This is a genomic window from Streptomyces sp. AC1-42W, from assembly GCF_003248355.1.
Taxonomy (GTDB): Bacteria; Actinomycetota; Actinomycetes; order Streptomycetales; family Streptomycetaceae; genus Streptomyces.
Genome location: NZ_QKWY01000002.1, coordinates 1,502,660 through 1,520,420, shown reverse-complemented (window position 1 = coordinate 1,520,420; position 17,761 = coordinate 1,502,660). Strand labels below are relative to the sequence as shown.

The following is a 17,761-nucleotide window of genomic DNA, read 5'->3' as shown; positions in this document are numbered from 1 at the left end:
CATTGGACAAAGTCCAAGTCAAATGGGTATCCAAAGTCGCACCCATTCAAGACATGGCTCGTGCGCTGCTAGAATGTCGGTCATGAGTGACCTGCTGGAACGACTTCGAGGACGCGGCTGGCGCATGACCGCGCAGCGTCGCGTCGTGGCCGAGGTCCTCGACGGGGAGCATGTGCATCTGACCGCCGACGAGGTCCACGCACGCGCGGTGGCCAAGCTGCCGGAGATCTCCCGCGCCACCGTCTACAACACGCTGGGCGAGATGGTGAGCCTCGGCGAGGTCATCGAGGTCTCGACCGACCGCCGCGCCAAGCGCTACGACCCCAACGCGCACCGCGCCCACCACCATCTGGTGTGCGCGCAGTGCGGCGCGATCCGCGACGTCCATCCCGCGGGCGACCCGCTGGCGGACCTGCCGGCCGGTGAGCGTTTCGGCTTCACCATCTCCGGTGTCGAGCTCACGTACCGGGGCATCTGCCCGGACTGCGCCGCGAGCGCCTGAACGAGCGGGCGCGTCCCGCCCCCTCGGATTCCTGTTCCGGCCGGGGGCGGCTTTCGCATGCGCGCATACGACAGAGGCCCGGATCTTCGAAAAGATCCGGGCCTCTGTCTTCAGTAGCGGGGACAGGATTTGAACCTGCGACCTCTGGGTTATGAGCCCAGCGAGCTACCGAGCTGCTCCACCCCGCGTCGTTGTGTTCACAACCCTACGGCACGCTCCGGACCAGTGCAAATTCGTTCCGGCAGGGGTGGCGGGGGCGGCGGGGGCCGCCCGGCGGGGCTGCGGGGCGCACCCGGCCGGTCGCGTTCGGCCGGGTGCGTTCGGCCGGGTGTACGGGCCCGGCGCGGCCTCGCGGGGCTTACGCCGTCAGTTCCTGGTGCCTTACGCCGTCAGTTCCTGGTGCAGGGCCTCGCTCAGCCGCGCCGCCCGCTCCGCGACCTCCGCCGGGCCCAGCTCGACCGCCCGCGCACACCAGCGCTGCCCCTCCGCCAGCTCACCCCGGCGGGCGGCCAGCAGCGCGAGGCGCAGCGCGGCCCGCCCGTGCCCGTCGGCGGCGGCGCGGGTCCACCACAGGGCGGCCTCGCGCTCACTGCCCTCGCGGGCCAGGAGCAGCCCGAGGTTGAACGCGCCGTTGCGGCTGCCGGACTCGGCCGCCTCGCGGTACCAGCGGCCGGCGCTCTCCATGTCCCCGCGGGAGGCGGCGAGCATGCCGACGCGGACCTGGGCGCGGCGGTGCCCCTGCTCGGCGGCCCGCTCGTACCACTCCTCGCACTCGGACTTCTCCGGCAGCGGTTCGCCCAGGGCGGGCGGGCCCGGCGGCGGCTGCCGCGCGTCGAGCAGCCCGGCCAGCCGGAACGCGGCCTCCGCGCTGCCGCCGCCCGCCGCGCAGCGCAGATGCCGTTCGGCCTCCTGCTCCTCGCCGTGGTGCAGGAGCGCCATGCCGACCTGGAGGGCCGCCTCGGTGTGCCCGGCCGCCGCCGCCCGCTCGTACCAGAGCAGGGCGGTGCGGTCCTCGTCGCGCCCGGCGTAGAGGATGCCGAGGTTGAAGGCGGCGTCGACGCTGCCGGCCTCGGCCGCCTTGGAGAACCAGGGCTCGGCGCCGACCGGGTCACCGGCCTGGAGCAGGAGCACGGCCAGGGCGTTGGCGGCCTCGCGGTGTCCGGTGTAGGCGGCGCGGCGGTACCACTGCTCGGCCTGGGCGGTGCGGTCCTGGGCGGCGCAGAGCAGCCCGAGGTTGTACGCGCCGTTGACGTCGCCCGCGTCCATCGCCGCGCGGTACCAGCGTTCGGCGGTCTGCTGCTCACCGCGGGCCGCGTGCAGTGCGCCGAGGGCGTTGGCCGCGTTGCCGTCGCCGTCCTGGGCGGCGCGCAGCCACCACACGGCGGCGCTCTCCCGGTCGCCCGCGTCGCGCAGCAGGAAGCCGAGCGCGCAGGCGGCCCGCGCCTCACCGGCCTTGGCCGCGATGAGGTACCAGCGGCCGGCCTCCTTCAGCTCGCCGCGCCGTTCGAGGATGGCGCCCAGGTGCAGGGCGGCGCGCCGGTGGCCGCGCGCCGCGGCCTGCCGGTACCACTGCTCGGCCTCGCCGGTTCGGGAGGGCGCGGGGCCCTCGCCGGCGCTGCGGGCGGTGCGGCGGGGCGCGGCCGGCTGTGTGCCGCGGGAGCCGGGAGCGGGGCGGCCGAACGCGTCGTGGGCGGTGTCGGCCGCGTCGTGCTCCAGCAGGCGGGCCAGCCGGTAGGCCGCCTCGCGGTGGCCCTGTTCGGCGGCGGCGCGCAGCCAGCGCTCGGCGCCGACGTCGCTGCGGTGCTCCAGGAGGTCGGCGAGGGCGTACGCGCCGAGTGCGTGGCCCTGCTCGGCGGACTGGCGCAGCCAGTACTCGGCGGCGGGTTCGTCGCCGCGCTCGCGGAAGTGCCGGCCCAGGGCGTGCGCCGCGGCGGCGGACCCGGCGACGGCGGCGGTGCGCCACCAGCCGGCCGCCTCCTCGGGGTAGCCGCGCTGGTGCAGCAGGACGCCCAGGTTGTTGGCCGCGGCGCGGTCGCCGTCGGCGGTGGCGGCGCGCAGGTAGGGTTCGGCGCCGGCGAGGTCGCCCCGGCGCAGCAGGAGCGCGCCGAGCACGCTCATCGACGCGGTGTCCCCTGCGTCGGCGGCGCGGCGGTGGCGGGCCTCGGCCTCGTCCGTGCTGTCGGCGCCGTCCGTGCTCTCGGCCGTGGCCGCCGCATCGGCGTTCTCCACGCCGTCGGCGGTCTCGAAGTCTTCCGCGGGCTCGTGGCTCTCCGCGTTCCGGGCGGTCTCGGTGGTCGCGACACTCTCCGGGGGCTCGGCGGTCTCGGTGTTCTCGATGATGTCTTTGTACTGCTCGGCGGCAGCGGCAAACACCTCGTCCGCCATCTTTTCCGCCGGATGGACGTGACCCCGCGCAAACCGCCCTGTCTTCAACAGAGTTGCCCTGTCCCCCATAAATACCATCGTCGCACCACCCGCAACCCGCGCACACCTGGTATTGCGCGGCCAGTTAGGTCACTTCGGCGTTTTGTCGACATGCCCACAGAGAGACAAGTCAAACACGTTCGTGGCCAACTCGTGCCCCGTGAACCGCACTTCACGCCCGGTTCACGGCAGAGTCCCATGACACGACGAAGGCCCGGATCTCCCTGGAGAGATCCGGGCCTTCGTCTGCAGTAGCGGGGACAGGATTTGAACCTGCGACCTCTGGGTTATGAGCCCAGCGAGCTACCGAGCTGCTCCACCCCGCGTCGTTGTGTTCACAACCGTATCACGACGCGGGACGGAGCTTGACCGGGTTGCTCAGTCGCCGCCCGTATCGCCCGACTTGTCCGATGCGGCGGACGCATCGGTCTTCTTGCTCTTATCGGCCTTGTCGGCCTTGTCACCGCTGTCCGGCTTATCGGCCCCGGCGTCGTTCTTGCCGTCGTCCGCGGCCTTGGACTGGGCCGCCGCCGCACGCTCCAGCGCGTCCTGGAGATCGGCCTGTGCCTTGCCGTAGGCCGCCCAGTCCTGCTTCTTCAGGGCCGCCTCGCCCTCGGTGTAGGCCTTCTGCGCGTCGGCGATGGCCTTCTTGAGCGCGCTGTCGCCGGTGGCCGGCGGCTGCGTGGTGTCCGGCGGCTCGGTGGTGTCGCCCGGCGGCTCGCTCGTATCGGCGCCCTCGGCCCCGAAGACGGCGTTCAGCGCCTCACCGAGACTGTTCTCGAAGACGATCTTCGAGCCGTACGAGGCGGCGACCTTGCGCAGCAGCGGGTAGTTCTGCGTGCCACCGCGCGTGTAGACCGGCTCGATGTAGAGGAAGCCCCCTTCGAGCGGAACGGTCAGCAGGTTGCCGTACTCGATGTCGGAGTCGGTGCCCTTGAGGTTCCTGACGAACTCGGCGACGTCGTCGTTGCCGTTGAGCTCACTCTGTACCTGGCCGGGCCCCTTCACCGCACCGGTGACCCTGAGCAGCCTTATCGTCCCGTAGTCCTTGCTGGCCGCATCGGCGTCCACCGCCATGAACGCCCCCAGGTCGGGCCGTCCCTTCGGGGTGAACGTCGTGGTCAGCGAGAACTTCTGGGCCGTCTGACCCGGCATCTTTATGCTCAGGTAGTACGGCGGGACGGAGCCGGACTCCTTGTTGGTCGGGTCGTCCGGGACCTGCCAGGCGTCACTGCCGCTGTAGAACTGGGCGGGGCTCGTGACGTGGTAGCGGGTCAGCAGCTCGCGCTGCACCTTGAACAGGTCCTGCGGGTAGCGCAGGTGGTCCATCAGGTCCTGCGGGATGTCCGCCCTCGGCTTCACGGTGCCGGGGAACGCCTTGCGCCAGGTCTTGAGGACCGGGTCCTGGGTGTCCCACTCGTACAGCGTGACGGTGCCGTCGTACGCGTCGACGGTCGCCTTCACCGAGTTCCGGATGTAGTTGACCTGGTTCTGCTGGGCGACGACGGCGCGCTGGTTGGTGGTCAGCGAGTCGGCCGTGGTGTCGCCGAGCGTGGTGCGCGAGGCGTACGGGTAGCCGTTGGTCGTGGTGTAGGCGTCGACCACCCACTGGATGCGCTTGTTCACCACGGCCGGGTAGGCGTCGCCGTCGATGGTGAGCCAGGGGGCCACCGCCTCGACGCGCTCCTTGGGCGTGCGGTTGTAGAGAATCCGCGAACCCTCGCCGATGGCTCCCGAGTACAGGATCTGCGGCTCGTTGAACGCGACCGCGTAGGCGGCGCGGTTGAACGCGTTGGAGAGACTGACCCCGCTGTCGCCCTTGTAGCTGGTGGTCTTCTCGCCGTCGTCCTCGTAGTCGAGCTCCTTCTGGGGCCCGCCGACGATGGAGTACTGCTCGGTCTTCTCGCCGTAGTAGATCTCCTGCTTGTACGTGCCCAGGTCGCCGGTGGTCGGCAGGCCGGACTCGGTGAAGTCGGGAGAGCCCTTCGGGTTCTTGCCGGTCGTGGTCCCGCGGGCGGCGATGGCGCCGTAACCGTGGGTGTACGTGAAGTGGTCGTTGATCCAGTTGCGCTTGGGGATGCCCTCGATGTTGAGCTCGCGCAGACCGATGACCGTGTCCTGCTCCTTGCCGGACTCGTCCTTGTAGCGGTCGACGTCCAGCGTCTTGGGGAACTGGTAGTAGTTCCTCTTCTGCTGGAGCTGCTGGAAGGCCGGCGAGACGACGTTGGGGTCCATCACCCGGTAGCTCGCGGCGTCATTCGCCGCCGCCCGGAGCTTGCCGCCGTCGTCCTCGGTGGACTTGCCCGTGTAGTCCGACACCTGGGCGTCGTCGATGCCGTAGGCGTCGCGCGTGGCCTCGATGTTCTTCCGGATGAACGGGGCTTCCTTGGCCTGTTCGTTCGGCTGGACCTGGAACTTCTGCACGATCGCCGGGTAGAGCCCACCGATCAGGATGGCCGACAGGACCATCAGACCGAAGCCGATCACCGGCAGCTGCCAGGTGCGCCGCCACAGCGTCGCGAAGAACAGCACGGCGCAGATCGCGGCGATGCAGAACAGAATCGTCTTCGCCGGGAGGTAGGCGTTGGCGTCGACGTACCGCAGACCCGTCCAGTTGTCCGTGGCCTTGAAGTCACTGGACTTCACGGCCAGGCCGTAGCGGTCCAGCCAGTACGCGACGGCCTTCAGCGAGACGAAGACACCGAGCAGCACCGACAGATGGCCGGTGGCCGCGCCGGTGGCCCGCGCGCCGGGGCTGGTGACGCGCAGCCCGCCGTACAGGTAGTGGGTCAGCGCGGCGGCGATCAGCGAGAGCACCGTGGCCGCGAAGCCGAAGCCCAGCAGGAAGCGGTACCAGGGCAGGTCGAAGGCGTAGAACGACACGTCCAGGTGGAACTGGGGGTCCTTCTGGCCGAACGACACGCCGTTCACATACATCAGCCAGGTACGCCACTGGCCCGAGGCGGACGCCCCGGCGATCAGACCGACGAGCGCGGTGACCGCGAGCAGCACCCACTTCTTGTACGGGGCGAGGCTCATCCGGTAGCGGTCCAGGCTCTGCTGCTCCAGCGACATCGCGCTCAGCGGCGGCCGGAGCCGGTGCGCGAGCCAGATGTTCAGGCCGACGGCCACGGCCATCAGCAGTCCGAAGACGAGGAACAGTCCGATCTTGGTCCACAGAGTGGTGGTGAAGACGGACGAATACGCGACCGACCGGTACCAGAGCCAGTCCGTCCAGAACCCGGCGAACATGACGAACGCCATGGCGAGAATCGCCAGGACGCCGAGCGTCATGAGCAGGGTTCGGGCGCGCCGGGACGGGCGGCCGACTCTGATCCGTGGCCCGGTCGGGCCTCCGCCGCGGTCCGGCATCTGGAAAGCCAACGTGCGCACCTCGAAGTTCGCGGGTCGTGTGGAGCGGGCCCAGCGATCGTAGAGCCCATCCCTTCAACTTACTGACGCTTTACCTAGTTCCCGTTACCGGGGCGGAAGGAGGCAGGATGTTCTCCATGTCCAACGTTTCCCCCTCCGGCCCCCCGATGGCCGCGAGCCCGCTCACCGTCGCGGTGCTCGAAATCGACGAGTACGTCTCCAACCTCGGGTGGGACCAGCCCGCCCGCCTCTTCGCCCTGGTCGACACCGCGCGGCTGCGGGCCCAGGAGCCCGGCCTCGCCGCCCAGCTCGGCCTTGAGGACGACGGTGCCAAGGCCGCCGTCCTGACCCCGGTCGAGCAGGAGGAGCTGCCCGCCGGCACGGCGCTGGACGAGTTCCTCGCCACGATCGCCTGGCCCGACGCGGTCGCCGGCTGCGCGATGACCGTGGAGCGGCTGATGCTGCCGCCGTCCGCCGAGGCGTCCGTGCCGGACGGCCTGGACGAGAAGCGGCTCACCGCGTGGGTCGCCGGGCACCCGGACCGGCAGGAGGTGCGGATGACGGTCGCGGTGCTGCGGGACGGGGCGCGCGAGTCGGCCGTACGGCTGCGGGAGAAGGACTCGGCGAGCGAGGTGCTGACCGGGTCCGGCCTGGTGCCGGGTCTTGCCGAGGCGCTGGCCGCCACGTTCGAGTCCTGACCCGTCCGTTCCGTGCGGCGGGACACGGTCAGCCGGTCGAGCAGCTCGGCAGACCGGCCGTGTCCCCCGTGCGGAGCTTCTCCAGCGACGCGCGGGCGTCGGCCAGGGTCTTGACCCGGATCAGGGTGAGCCCGTCGGGGGTGTCCGCGGCGGCGGCCTTGCAGTTCTCGTCGGGGGTCAGGAAATAGCGGGCGCCCGCGTCGCGCGCGCCGACCAGCTTCATGGTGATGCCGCCGATGGGACCGACCTCGCCCTGGTCGTTCATGGTTCCGGTGCCGGCGATGAACTTGCCGCCGGTCAGCTGCCCCGGGGTCAGCTTGTCGATCAGGCCCAGGGAGAACATCAGCCCCGCGCTCGGGCCGCCCACGTCGGCGAGCTTGATGTCGATCTCGAACGGGAAGGTGTGGTCCGTGCCCGCCTGGATGCCGACGATCGCGCGGTCGCCCTCGGGGGCCTTCGCCGTGGTGACGGTGATCTTCTCGGTGCCCTCGGGCTTCTTGCCGGCCTTCTCGGCCGCGGCCGCGGTCTTGGCCGGGACGACGGTGAAGACGACGTCCTCGCCGGGCTTGTGCCGGGTCACCAGCTTCGCGACGTCCTCGGGCTTCTCGACCTTCGTGCCGTCCACGTCCTCGATGATGTCGCCCGCGTGCAGCTTGCCCTGGGCGGGGCTGTCCTTGACGACGGTGGAGACCACGACGTAAGAGGTGACGGGGATGCCCAGCTCGTCGAGGGCCGCGACCTTGGCGCTCTCCTGCGACTGGCTGAACTCCTCGGCGTTCTCCTGCGTCGACTCCTCCTCCGTCTTGCCGTTCGGATAGAGGGTGTCGTGCGGGACGACGACGCTGTCGTGGCCCAGCCATCCGGTGAAGGCCTCGACGAGGTTCATGGTGTAGTCGGCGCCGGTGACGCGGACCGTCGTCATGTTGAGGTTGCCGGACGTCTTGTACGTCTTGTGCCCCGAGATGCTCAGCACGGGCTCGCCGTCCACGTCGCCGAGGGTGTTCACGGTGGGGCCGGGGGACATTTCCGAGTACGGCACTTTGAAGAACAAGCCTGCGAAGATCAGCGCGATCAGGATCAGCGAGGAGGCGAGCATCGTCGCGGTGCGGCGTGGCATGGAACGACAGTACGGGAAGAGCCTGTCAGTGCACTGCCGGGGCCGGTCCGTACGGGCCCGGAGCGGGCAGGGGTTTCCGCGTCAGACGTTGGATATCTGCTCGACCGGTTCGGAACCGGAGTGCGACTTCTCCATCGCTTCGCGGAATCGCGCGTACCCGGCGAGTTCGGTGACGTCCCCGGCCGTGCGGTTGCGGGCGGCCCAGCCTCCCCATATCGCGGCGCCGAGCGCGGCGACAAGCGGAATCAACAACCAGGCGAGCACTGCCATGCCGACCTCCCTACCCCTGAGCGGTCACGCTGACCGATCAGCAGATTAACCGTGTGGAAAACCAACGCTGGTGGCAGGGGTGCGGTTACGCAAATCGGGGCGGAGGGCCGCCGTTCCGGCTTGCGTTCAGCAGGCTCCGACCCACTCCTCCGTGCCGTCCGAGAAACGCTGGTGCTTCCAGATCGGGACCTCGTGCTTGAGGTCGTCGATGAGCTTGCGGCAGGCCGCGAACGCCTCCGCGCGGTGCGGGCAGGAGACCGCCACGACCACGGCGAGGTCACCCACCTGGAGTTCACCCACCCGGTGGACGGCGGCCAGCGCCCGGACCGGGAAGTCGGCGACGACCTTCTCCGCCACCCGGCGCAGCTCGTCGACGGCCGAGGGGTGGCACGAATAGCCCAGCCCGGCCACGTCCTGCCCGCCGTCGTGGTCGCGCACGGCGCCGACGAAGAGCGCGGTGCCGCCCGCGGCGTCGTCCCCGACCGCGCGGAAGACCTCGTCCACCGACAGCGGCGTGTCACGGATCTCCAGCAGCCGGATCGGGTCCTGCGCCGCCTGCTCGCCGGGGTGGTCGTGGGTGAGTGCCATGACCCCCATCGTGCCGTACCGCACCGGCGACGCGGTATTGCCGGATCGCCCGGCGGGGCGCGCCGCGCCTTGGAGCCTCCTACAGCGGGCCCGTCCGGCGGGGCGCTCAGATGCGGCGGCGGGCCTTGCGGGCGCGGCGCACCAGGGCGGCGGTGCCGAGCAGGGCGACGGTCGCGCCGGCGGCACCGGCCGCGGTGGCGTCCTTGCGGCCGAGGCGGCGGCCGGCGACGGTGTGGCGGCCCTCCACCTCCTCCAGCAGTGCGGCGAGCACCTCCTCGTTGGTCCAGCTCGGGCGCCAGCCCGCGTCGTGCAGCCGGCTCACGCTGACCACCCAGGGGTGCATGGTGTACGCGAGGTCACCGGCGGGCGAGGGGGTCAGGCCGATGCGGTGCAGCCGGGCGGCGGCGCCGAGCGCGACGGCGGAGGGCAGCTCCATCCGGCGCACCCCGCTCAGCTCCTCGACCTCCTCCTGTTCCAGCCAGCCGTCGCAGCCGACCGCGAACTCCCCGTCGATCTTCTCCAGGGCGGCGTACTCCAGCGCCGTGACCAGGTCCTCGACGTGGCAGAACTGCCAGGCGGGGCGGGACCCGGCCACCACGAGCAGCCGGGGCGACTCGAAGTAGCGGGTCAGCGCGGTGTCGGTGCCGCCGACGAGCACGGCGGGGCGTACCACGGTGACCTGGAGGCCGGGGTGGGCGCGCGGGGCGCGGCGGCCGAGCCGTTCGATCTCCAGCAGGTCGCCGACGCCGGTCGCCTCGGCGGTGGCCCGCAGCTCGGCGTCCTCGGCGAGCGGCAGGTCGTTGTCGGGCAGCGCCCCGTAGACCATGGCGGAGGTGCACAGCACGACGCGGTGGACACCGGCGGCCGCAGCCGCGGTGAGCACGGTCTGGGTGCCGCGCACGTTGTAGGCGGTGCGCGCGGCCGGGTCGGTCTCCAGGTCGAGGTCGAGGGCCAGGTGCACGACGACGTCCGCGCCGCGCAGCTTCTCCGCGATGGCGGGGTCGCGTACGTCCAGGAGGTGCCAGGTGGCGTCGGAGACCTCGCCCCGGCGCTCGTCGATGGCGATGACCTGCTTGATCTCGTCGGACGCCGCGAGACGTGCGGTGAGCAGCTCACCGACGCCTTTCGCTGCGCCGGTGACGGCCACGACCGGGCCGCGGCTCCGGTGACGGCCGGGGACGGACTTCTTCTCGGGTGACTGGTCGGCCAGGTTTCGCGCTGCGCGAACCTGCGGATCTGGGGAACTCACCGGGCGTCTCCAGCGGTTGTCTTCAGTACGTACCCGCGTGACACGTACGTACCAGGTGGCGTCCATCCTGCCGCAGGGCCGGTGCCGGCGGAGCACTGAGGCCCTGAGCGGACTTGGTGTCTACGCTGGATGGTGATGTCGGGCAGTCGCCGTCGGTTCCCACCGGCGGCCCTACGAGCCGAGGAAACCCGTGAGTGACACCCCATTCGGATTCGGCCTTCCGCCGGAGGAGCCGGACGACGGCGACCAGGGCAAGAAGAACGACCCCTCCCGGGGCGGGCAGGGTTCGGGCGGTCCGGCGAACCCGTTCGGCTTCGGCCCCGGCGCGGGCGGTGACAATCCCTTCGCCGCCATGTTCGGCTCGATGAACCCGGCCGATCTGGGCGCGGCGTTCCAGCAGCTCGGGCAGATGCTCAGCTACGAGGGCGGTCCCGTCAACTGGGACATGGCCAAGCAGATCGCCCGCCAGACGGTGTCGCAGGGCACCCCGGACGGTTCCAAGGACACGAGCGTGGGCCCGGCGGAGCGGGCCGCGGTGGACGAGGCGCTGCGGCTGGCCGATCTCTGGCTGGACGGGGTGACGTCGATGCCCTCCGGTGCCGTCTCCAGTGTGGCGTGGAGCCGCGCGGAGTGGGTGGAGGCGACGCTTCCGGCCTGGCAGCAGCTGGTGGACCCGGTCGCCGAGCGGGTGGGGCTCGCCATGGGCGATGTGCTGCCCGAGGAGATGCAGGCGATGGCGGGCCCGCTGATCGGCATGATGCGGTCGATGGGCGGCGCCATGTTCGGTCAGCAGATCGGGCAGGCGGTCGGCGTGCTGGCGGGTGAGGTGGTCGGCTCGACGGACATCGGGCTGCCGCTGGGCCCGGCGGGCCGGGCCGCGCTCCTCCCGCTGAACGTGGAGCGGTTCGGCAAGGACCTGAGCGTCCCGCAGGACGAGGTGCGGCTGTACCTGGCCCTGCGCGAGGCCGCCCATCAGCGTCTCTTCGCCCATGTGCCGTGGCTCCGCTCGCATCTCTTCGGCGCCGTCGAGGGCTACGCGCGCGGCATCAAGGTGGACACCAGCAGGCTGGAGGACGTGGTCGGCCAGTTCGACCCGTCGCAGCCGGAGCAGTTGCAGGAGGCGCTCCAGCAGGGCATGTTCCAGCCGGAGGAGACGCCCGAGCAGAAGGCGGCCCTGGCCCGGCTGGAGACGGCGCTCGCGCTGGTCGAGGGCTGGGTGGACGCCGTGGTGCACGCGGCGGCCAAGTCCCGGCTGACCTCGGCCGACGCGCTACGCGAGACGATGCGCAGGCGGCGCGCGTCCGGCGGCCCCGCCGAGCAGACGTTCGCCACGCTGATCGGTCTCCAGCTGCGTCCGCGCCGGCTGCGGGACGCCTCTCGGCTGTGGGCCTCGCTGACGGACGCCCGCGGTCTGGAGGGCCGCGACGCGCTCTGGGAGCACCCCGACATGCTGCCGACCGCCCACGACCTGGACGACCCTGACGGCTTCGTCCACCACGAGCAGCTGGACTTCTCCGAGCTGGACAAGATGCTGGGCGAGGCGGCGAACGGCCCGCGGAAGCCGGAGCCGGGTGCGGACGCCCCGGAGGACGGCGCCGGCGGGGACGAGGGCGACGGCGACGGCAAGGACGACACCGACAAGTGAGCCTGCACGACGACGCCGTCCTCGTACTGAAGGGTTACGGGGCGGGGGCCGGCGCAGCCCAGGAGGAGCTGCGCGACACGTATCTGGAGCACCTGGCGCTCCACCCGGACGGGATGTGGAAGTCCTGCGGGGCCGGGCATCTGACGGCCAGCGCCCTGGTGGTCGATCCGGAGCGCGGCCGGGTGCTGCTCACGCTGCACCGGAAGCTGCGGATGTGGCTCCAGATGGGCGGCCACTGCGAGCCCGGTGACGCCACGCTGGCCTCGGCCGCGCTGCGGGAGGCCGCGGAGGAGTCCGGTATCGCCGGGCTGTCGCTGCTGCCGGGCGGGCCGGTGGTGCTGGACCGGCACCGGATTCCCGCCCCCTGCCACTGGCATCTGGACGTGCAGTACGCGGCGCTGGCGCCGTCGGGGGCGACGGAGAGCATCAGCGAGGAGTCGATGGACCTGCGCTGGTTCGCCTACGACGAGGTGGCCGGCGTCGCCGACGCGTCGGTGGTGCGGCTGGTGGAGCGGACGCGCGCGGTGCTCGAAGGCGGCCGGTAGCCGCCCGCACGGGCCGAGCGGTCCGCGTACGTACGACCGCAGCGGTAAGGGGCGGCCTCCGGGAGGCCGCCCCTTACTCCGCTTCGCTGTCGCCGCGGTTCAGTTCCAGGAGTTGTTCTGGTTCTGGCCGTGCGCGCCGTGCTGGCCCATGCCGTACTGGGCGGCGAGGCCCTGTCCGATCTGGGCGTTCTGCGGCGGCATCAGCTCGCTCGGCTGCACCAGGGCGAAGCCCTGTCCGAGGAAGCTGAGCTCCCAGCCCTCGCCGGTGTTGCCGCGCCGGCGGAAGACGCCCGAGGAGTGCGTCTGGGCCTGCATCTGCACGCGCAGCGAGGTGGACCAGGCGACGATGGCGTCGGCGTCGGCGCTGACGTACTTGTCGGGCGTGACCTGCATCATCAGCGGCTGGCCGGAGGTCATCAGGGCGACCTTGCCGGTGCCGGAGATGTTGAGCTGGTACTTGCCGGTGCCGGAGATGCCGTACTGGCTGTCCACGGCGATGACCTCGGTGTGCAGCGAGGAGTCCAGGGCCAGGACGTAGGAGCTGTCCACGGTCAGACCGTCGTGGTCCACGTCGACGACGTGGATGTACTGCGCCAGGTTGGCGAGGTAGACGGTGCCCTGCCCGGAGCAGCGCATCAGGTCCAGGCCCTCGCCGGTGTGGGCGCGGGAGCGGCGCTGGGAACTCGACTGGTACTCGCCGTCGAACTCCATCAGCCCCTGGTAGGCGACCATGGCGCCCTTGCGGGCGAGGACGTCGTCGTGACCGGTCAGCGCGACCCGCAGCAGCTGCGGGTTCTGGAGGGCGTAGCGCTCCTGGGACTGCGCTTCCGTGAGGCCGAAAAGCGAACTCTGCATGATCTGTCTTCCTCCCCCGTCAGTTCCGGACGCGCAGCCGGTCGGTGCTGTCCTCGCTCGGCTGGACGACGACGATCCCCTGGCCGGAGAAGGCCATCTGGAACGCCTCGCCGCTGCCCCGCCCGATGAGCGAGGACGCCTTGAAGCTGCGCTTGCCCTTCACCTTGAGATTCGGGGACCAGGCGACGAGCGCGTCCGGGTCGACGTACGTCTCGTCCTCGCCGCGCCCGCAGTCCACGACGATCGGCGTGCCGCGCGAGGTGATCGCGACCCAGCCGGTGCCGGAGATGCAGACGTTCCACAGGCCCTGGCCGGCGAACTTGGCCAGGCCCTTGACCCGCTCGACGCCCCAGGTGAGGTGGCCGTCGAAGGCGAGGACGTTGGTGCCGTTGACCGAGAGGGAGTCGTTGTTGAGGTTGATGACGACGACGTCGGCGCCGTAGTCGGCGAGGTAGAGCAGACCGTCGCCGGTGCACTTCATCAGGGGCGCGCCCTCGCCGGTGATCCACTGCGAGGCGATCTGGCGGACGGCGGGCGGGTTGGGCTCGTACTGGATGAAGCCCTCGTACGCGACCATCGATCCGGTGCGCGCGTAGAGGTCCTGGCCGGTCGCCATGGCGACCTTCAGCATGGAATGGCCGTGGTTCTCCATCCGTGCCGTGACGGGGGTCGGGGCGTAGCCCGCGAGTTGCTGGTTCATGACGGGCTCCCTCAGACCTCGTAGGGCTGGACGACGATGAAGTTGCCGGGGGCGCCCCGGAACTGGAGGTTCACGGTCTCCCCGCTGTGGCCGGGGTACGCGTTGCGGCGCAGCCGGACCTGGCTGGAGATGATCACCTGGGAGGCGGACGACCACGCCACCACGGCGTTGCAGTCGGCGAAGGTGGTCGGGGTGACCGGCAGGACGACGGGGACGCCGTGGGTCTTGACCACGATGGTGCCGCTGCCCTGGAACTGCATGGTGAACAGCGCGCCGCCGGGGATGCCGTGGCCCTCGATGCGGCGGACCTCGTACTGGAGGGTCTCGTCGAAGGCGAGCACGTTCTCGGCGGAGACGCAGATGCCGTCGCCCTGGAGTTCGATCGAGTGCAGGTGGGAGCCTTCCTCGGCGAGGAAGACCTGGCCCCGGCCGGTACAGCGCATCAGCTGCATCTCCTGGCCGGTGGCGTTGCCGACCATGCGGCCGGCGAAACCCGCCCCCTTGTAGCTGAAGTCGATCTTGCCCTGGTACATCACCATGCTGCCCTGCCGGGCCAGCACGGGCGTGCCGCCCATGGACAGGTCGACGCGCATGAGCTGCTGGTTCTGCGGCGTCCAGCGCTGGCCGGTCGCGGTCTCCTTGTACGGCTGGAGCGCGGCCGCCAGCCCGGCACCGGCGGCCTGCGGCGCACCACCGGGCATGGGCATACCGGGCATGCCGGGCTGGCCGGGCGGCATACCGGCGGGCTGCTGACCGTACGGGGACGGCGCGGGCTGCCCGTACGGGGCGGGTGCCTGCTGCCCGTAGGGCGGGGGCGTCTGTCCCGGCACCTGGCCGAACTGCGGCTGCGGGGGCGGCGGGGGCTGCTGGCCCGGCTGGCCGTACGGGGCCGGGGCGGGCGGCGGCGGCACGGTGCCGCCGGGCGGGGTCATCGGGGCGATGATCGTCGGCGCGGCGTGCATCTGCGGGGCGGGCGCGGGGGCGGGCGGCGCGCCGAAGGACGGCGCGGGCTGCGGAGGCTGCGGCGCTTGCGGGGCCTGGGGTGCCTGCGGGGCGGCCGGGGCGCCGAACGACGGCGCCGGGGCCGCCTGGGCGGGCGGCGCGAACGACGGGGCCGCGGCCTGCGGCGGCGCTGCGGCCGGTGTCTCCTCGGCGACCTCGCCGCCGAAGTTCTTCAGCAGCGCCTCCAGACCGCCGTCGAAGCCCTGGCCCACGGCGGCGAACCGCCAGACGTCCTTCAGGTAGAAATCGCCGAGCATGACGGCGCGCTCGGTGCTGAACTCGGAGCCGTTGAACGCGTACCGGACGACTTCCTCGCCGCCCGCCACGATCCGGATGTAACCGGGCCCGACCTGGGACATCTGCCCGGCACCGTCCACCGTGGCGGTGAACGAGAGCTTCTGGATGTTCGCCGGAATGCGGTCCAGGGTGACGCGGAACGACTCGGTGTCACCGGCCTGCGCGCCGAGGAGCTGAATGGACTCCTCCGGGGACTTCGGCTGATTGAAGAAGATGAAATACCGGTCGTCGGAGAGCTGCTCATTGGCGTCGAGCCCGAAGCAGCTGATGTCAAAACTCAGCCCCGGTCCGGCGATCTGCACCCCTACGTACAGGTCCGTCCCCGGTGTGAGATCGCTGATCTTGGCCTTGTGGCCGCGCTGGAATTCCCTGGCCATGCGTAACGACCGTCCCCCATCCGGAAGGTGAATGCGTCGCGTCAGGCTATCCGTAAACTCCGGCCCCGGGCGAAGCCGGTACAGACCCGGTACACAAACAACCGACCCCGCTCACCCGGTGCCACCACACGTCACTCGCCGCGCGCGGCCGGCAGATGCGGCAGCCGTCCGGCCGCCGCCACACCCTCCAGATAGCCGCGGGCCCGTTCGGTGCGCGGGTAGGCGTCCAGCAGCCGCCAGAACCGCGGCCCGTGCCCCGGCACCAGGAGGTGTGCCAGCTCGTGGACCAGCACATAGTCCACGACGTACTCCGGCATGCCCTGCAGCCGGTGCGACAGCCGGATGCTGCCCTCGGCCGGGGTGCAGGAGCCCCACCGGGTGTTCTGGTTGGTCACCCACCGCACCGACGCGGGCATCGCCCGGCCCCCGAAGTACTGGGCGGACAGCCGCTCCGCGCGCTCGGCCAGCTCCGTGTCGCCGGGGATGCGCCGGCTCTCCTGGGCGGCGAGCTTGCCCAGCATCACATCCACCCAGCGCCGCTCCTCGGCCTCGGACATCCGGGCCGGGATGAGCACGATCGTGCGATCGCCCTCGCGGTAGGCGGAGACGGTTCTGCTGCGCCGGGCGCTCCTGCGGACCTCGACCGCGCTCGTCGCCGGGGCGCGGCGGGCCGGGTCGGCACCGCGCCGGCGTGATCCGGATTCGGGCACGGCAGGCTCCCCGGCGAGGCCGGGCGACGGGTCCGCTGGCATACCTCGACGTTACCCGCTGCACCTGCGGGAAGTCCCGCCTCCGGCACGGTCAGCCGTGATCGACTCCACACCATGCACCATTTGAACGACTAATACCCCGCACCTGTGGATAACTTTCCGCACGTCCCGGCGGGCCGTCGCATTCTGTCAATGGAACTCGCACAGCCGTGACAGAGCGGCCGCACAGACCGGGGGAAGCCGTGCATCCGATGTTGAAGCCCGCACTGCGCCGCGCATGGCGGGACGGGGACACCGTGCAATTCGGAGTGACGCCCGCACATGCGGTGAAGGTCGGCCCGATGGATATCGCGACGGGCTGTTTCATGGAACTGCTCGACGGCACCAGAGGCATGGCCCTGCTGCGTGAGGAGGCGAGAGCAATGGACCTGAGCGAGCGTCATGTGGACACGCTGGTGCTGCGGCTGATGGACGCGGGCCTGGTGGACGACGTACGGGCGGGCGGCCCGGAGGCGGACGCACTGCGCGAACGGGCGGATGTCCTGGAGCGTCACCGCCCGGATCTGGCGTCGCTCTCCGTGGTGCACTCCGAGCCCGGTGGCGGGGCGCGCAGACTGGCGGCCCGCCGCTCGATGCGGGTGCAGGTGCGCGGCGCGGGCCGGGTCGGGGCGGCCGTCGCGGCGGTGCTCTCCGGGGCCGGGGTGGGCCGGGTCGAGGTGCTGGACGGCGGCTGTGCGGAGCCGGGCGATGTGGCGCCGGGCGGGCTGCCGGCCTCGGCGGTCGGGGAGCGCCGCGATGTGGCGGCCCGGCAGCTGGTCCGCCGCGCCGCGCCCGGTCCGGGACCGCGGGCGCCGGGGGCCGGGGGCGCCGGACCGGGCGCACGGGAGCCCGGGCTCTCGCTGATCGTGGTCGCCCCGCGCGACGGCTTCGGCGGGTACGTCCCCGATCCGGGCACCGCCGAGCCGTGGGTCGCCTCGGGCACCCCCCATCTGTACGCGGGTGTGCTGGAGGCCACCGGGTTCGTCGGGCCGCTGGTCCTGCCCGGCGGCACGGCCTGCGCGAGCTGCCTCCATCTGAACCGGCGCGACCGGGACCCGCAGTGGCCGCGGATGCTGGCGCAGTGGCAGTCCGGGCGGCGGCGCGCCGTGCAGGCGTGCGACCTGGGCCTGGCGACGGCGGTGGCCGGGCTGGCGGCGGCGCACGCGCTGTCCTTCCTCGACGGCGAGCTGCCCGCGAGCACCGGCGCCCGGTGGGAGGCCGCGTTGCCGCTGTTGGACTGGCGGTCGCAGCGGATCGGGGCGCATCTCGACTGTCCCTGTGGGGCGGCCGGTCAGACTGAGGGGGTGCGAGCCTCCGCAGCCGGTACGGCGCACGACACAATGGCCGGGTAACCGCCGCACGCAGCGCGGC

Annotated in this window: 15 protein-coding genes and 2 tRNA genes; 5 read left to right on the top strand and 12 right to left on the bottom strand. The window is 71.6% G+C overall.

Annotated elements, in window-relative coordinates; translation table 11 throughout:
- The first annotated feature begins 82 nt into the window (after positions 1-82).
- Positions 83-502 carry a Fur family transcriptional regulator gene (locus DNK56_RS24855; protein WP_111338065.1) on the top strand — a complete coding sequence of 140 codons (420 nt, stop codon included), beginning with the start codon at positions 83-85 and terminating at the stop codon, positions 500-502.
- A 114-nt stretch (positions 503-616) separates the two neighbouring features.
- Here the strand turns inward: DNK56_RS24855 and DNK56_RS24850 are convergent.
- The 4 genes from DNK56_RS24850 to DNK56_RS24835 form a co-directional block, all read right to left on the bottom strand.
- Positions 617-690, bottom strand: a tRNA-Met gene (locus DNK56_RS24850).
- A gap of 193 nt (positions 691-883) precedes the next feature.
- Positions 884-2,887: a tetratricopeptide repeat protein gene (locus tag DNK56_RS24845; protein ID WP_111338064.1), complete on the bottom strand. Its 2,004-nt coding sequence runs from the start codon at positions 2,885-2,887 to the stop codon at positions 884-886.
- A 291-nt stretch (positions 2,888-3,178) separates the two neighbouring features.
- Positions 3,179-3,252: transfer RNA gene (locus tag DNK56_RS24840), tRNA-Met, on the bottom strand.
- Positions 3,253-3,304: 52 nt separating this feature from the next.
- Positions 3,305-6,298, bottom strand: coding sequence for a UPF0182 family membrane protein (locus tag DNK56_RS24835; RefSeq protein ID WP_199563703.1), 2,994 nt, complete (start codon positions 6,296-6,298; stop codon positions 3,305-3,307).
- Between the two features lie 128 nt (positions 6,299-6,426).
- Between DNK56_RS24835 and DNK56_RS24830 the strand changes: the two genes are divergently transcribed.
- Positions 6,427-6,996 (top strand): PPA1309 family protein, encoded by a 570-nt coding sequence (locus DNK56_RS24830; RefSeq protein WP_241990074.1) that lies wholly within the window; start codon positions 6,427-6,429, stop codon positions 6,994-6,996.
- 28 nt (positions 6,997-7,024) lie between these two features.
- Here DNK56_RS24830 and DNK56_RS24825 read toward each other — a convergent pair whose 3' ends face one another.
- The 4 genes from DNK56_RS24825 to DNK56_RS24810 form a co-directional block, all read right to left on the bottom strand.
- Positions 7,025-8,113 carry a YlbL family protein gene (locus tag DNK56_RS24825; RefSeq protein ID WP_111338062.1) on the bottom strand — a complete coding sequence of 363 codons (1,089 nt, stop codon included), beginning with the start codon at positions 8,111-8,113 and terminating at the stop codon, positions 7,025-7,027.
- Between the two features lie 81 nt (positions 8,114-8,194).
- On the bottom strand, positions 8,195-8,383 hold the full coding sequence (locus DNK56_RS24820; RefSeq protein ID WP_111338061.1) for a hypothetical protein: 189 nt from the start codon (positions 8,381-8,383) through the stop codon (positions 8,195-8,197).
- A 126-nt stretch (positions 8,384-8,509) separates the two neighbouring features.
- Entirely contained in the window at positions 8,510-8,971 is a 462-nt protein-coding gene (locus DNK56_RS24815; RefSeq protein WP_111338060.1) for a molybdenum cofactor biosynthesis protein MoaE, read from the bottom strand.
- A 106-nt stretch (positions 8,972-9,077) separates the two neighbouring features.
- Entirely contained in the window at positions 9,078-10,220 is a 1,143-nt protein-coding gene (locus tag DNK56_RS24810; protein WP_111338059.1) for an SDR family oxidoreductase, read from the bottom strand.
- Between the two features lie 190 nt (positions 10,221-10,410).
- Here DNK56_RS24810 and DNK56_RS24805 point away from each other — a divergent pair, with 190 nt between their 5' ends.
- Complete coding sequence (locus tag DNK56_RS24805) at positions 10,411-11,865, top strand: zinc-dependent metalloprotease (protein WP_111338058.1); 1,455 nt, start codon at positions 10,411-10,413, stop codon at positions 11,863-11,865.
- Positions 11,862-12,410 carry an NUDIX hydrolase gene (locus DNK56_RS24800; protein ID WP_111338057.1) on the top strand — a complete coding sequence of 183 codons (549 nt, stop codon included), beginning with the start codon at positions 11,862-11,864 and terminating at the stop codon, positions 12,408-12,410. The genes DNK56_RS24805 and DNK56_RS24800 overlap by 4 nt, the downstream gene beginning before the upstream one ends.
- A gap of 99 nt (positions 12,411-12,509) precedes the next feature.
- Here the strand turns inward: DNK56_RS24800 and DNK56_RS24795 are convergent, their stop codons facing one another.
- The 4 genes from DNK56_RS24795 to DNK56_RS24780 form a co-directional block, all read right to left on the bottom strand.
- Complete coding sequence (locus DNK56_RS24795; RefSeq protein WP_111338056.1) at positions 12,510-13,265, bottom strand: AIM24 family protein; 756 nt, start codon at positions 13,263-13,265, stop codon at positions 12,510-12,512.
- 19 nt (positions 13,266-13,284) lie between these two features.
- Positions 13,285-13,965: an AIM24 family protein gene (locus DNK56_RS24790; RefSeq protein ID WP_111338055.1), complete on the bottom strand. Its 681-nt coding sequence runs from the start codon at positions 13,963-13,965 to the stop codon at positions 13,285-13,287.
- 11 nt (positions 13,966-13,976) lie between these two features.
- The gene (locus DNK56_RS24785; protein WP_111338054.1) at positions 13,977-15,641 is read right to left on the bottom strand and encodes a TerD family protein; all 1,665 of its coding nucleotides are present in this window, start codon (positions 15,639-15,641) and stop codon (positions 13,977-13,979) included.
- Positions 15,642-15,772: 131 nt separating this feature from the next.
- A complete protein-coding gene (locus tag DNK56_RS24780) occupies positions 15,773-16,393 on the bottom strand; it encodes a M48 metallopeptidase family protein (protein ID WP_111338053.1) in 621 nt (206 codons plus the stop codon).
- A 200-nt stretch (positions 16,394-16,593) separates the two neighbouring features.
- Between DNK56_RS24780 and DNK56_RS24775 the strand changes: the two genes are divergently transcribed.
- The gene (locus DNK56_RS24775; protein WP_158558478.1) at positions 16,594-17,742 is read left to right on the top strand and encodes a ThiF family adenylyltransferase; all 1,149 of its coding nucleotides are present in this window, start codon (positions 16,594-16,596) and stop codon (positions 17,740-17,742) included.
- The last annotated feature ends 19 nt before the right edge of the window (positions 17,743-17,761 follow it).

Excerpts from the sequence above, each read along its gene's own strand:
- DNK56_RS24855 (WP_111338065.1), top strand. The coding sequence starts at position 83 with ATGAGTGACCTGCTGGAACGACTTCGAGGACGCGGCTGGCGCATGACC.
- DNK56_RS24845 (WP_111338064.1), bottom strand. The coding sequence starts at position 2,887 with ATGGCGGACGAGGTGTTTGCCGCTGCCGCCGAGCAGTACAAAGACATC.
- DNK56_RS24835 (WP_199563703.1), bottom strand. The coding sequence starts at position 6,298 with ATGCCGGACCGCGGCGGAGGCCCGACCGGGCCACGGATCAGAGTCGGC.
- DNK56_RS24830 (WP_241990074.1), top strand. The coding sequence starts at position 6,427 with ATGTTCTCCATGTCCAACGTTTCCCCCTCCGGCCCCCCGATGGCCGCG.
- DNK56_RS24825 (WP_111338062.1), bottom strand. The coding sequence starts at position 8,113 with ATGCCACGCCGCACCGCGACGATGCTCGCCTCCTCGCTGATCCTGATC.
- DNK56_RS24820 (WP_111338061.1), bottom strand. The coding sequence starts at position 8,383 with ATGGCAGTGCTCGCCTGGTTGTTGATTCCGCTTGTCGCCGCGCTCGGC.
- DNK56_RS24815 (WP_111338060.1), bottom strand. The coding sequence starts at position 8,971 with ATGGCACTCACCCACGACCACCCCGGCGAGCAGGCGGCGCAGGACCCG.
- DNK56_RS24795 (WP_111338056.1), bottom strand. The coding sequence starts at position 13,265 with ATGCAGAGTTCGCTTTTCGGCCTCACGGAAGCGCAGTCCCAGGAGCGC.
- DNK56_RS24790 (WP_111338055.1), bottom strand. The coding sequence starts at position 13,965 with ATGAACCAGCAACTCGCGGGCTACGCCCCGACCCCCGTCACGGCACGG.
- DNK56_RS24785 (WP_111338054.1), bottom strand. The coding sequence starts at position 15,641 with ATGGCCAGGGAATTCCAGCGCGGCCACAAGGCCAAGATCAGCGATCTC.
- DNK56_RS24780 (WP_111338053.1), bottom strand. The coding sequence starts at position 16,393 with ATGCCAGCGGACCCGTCGCCCGGCCTCGCCGGGGAGCCTGCCGTGCCC.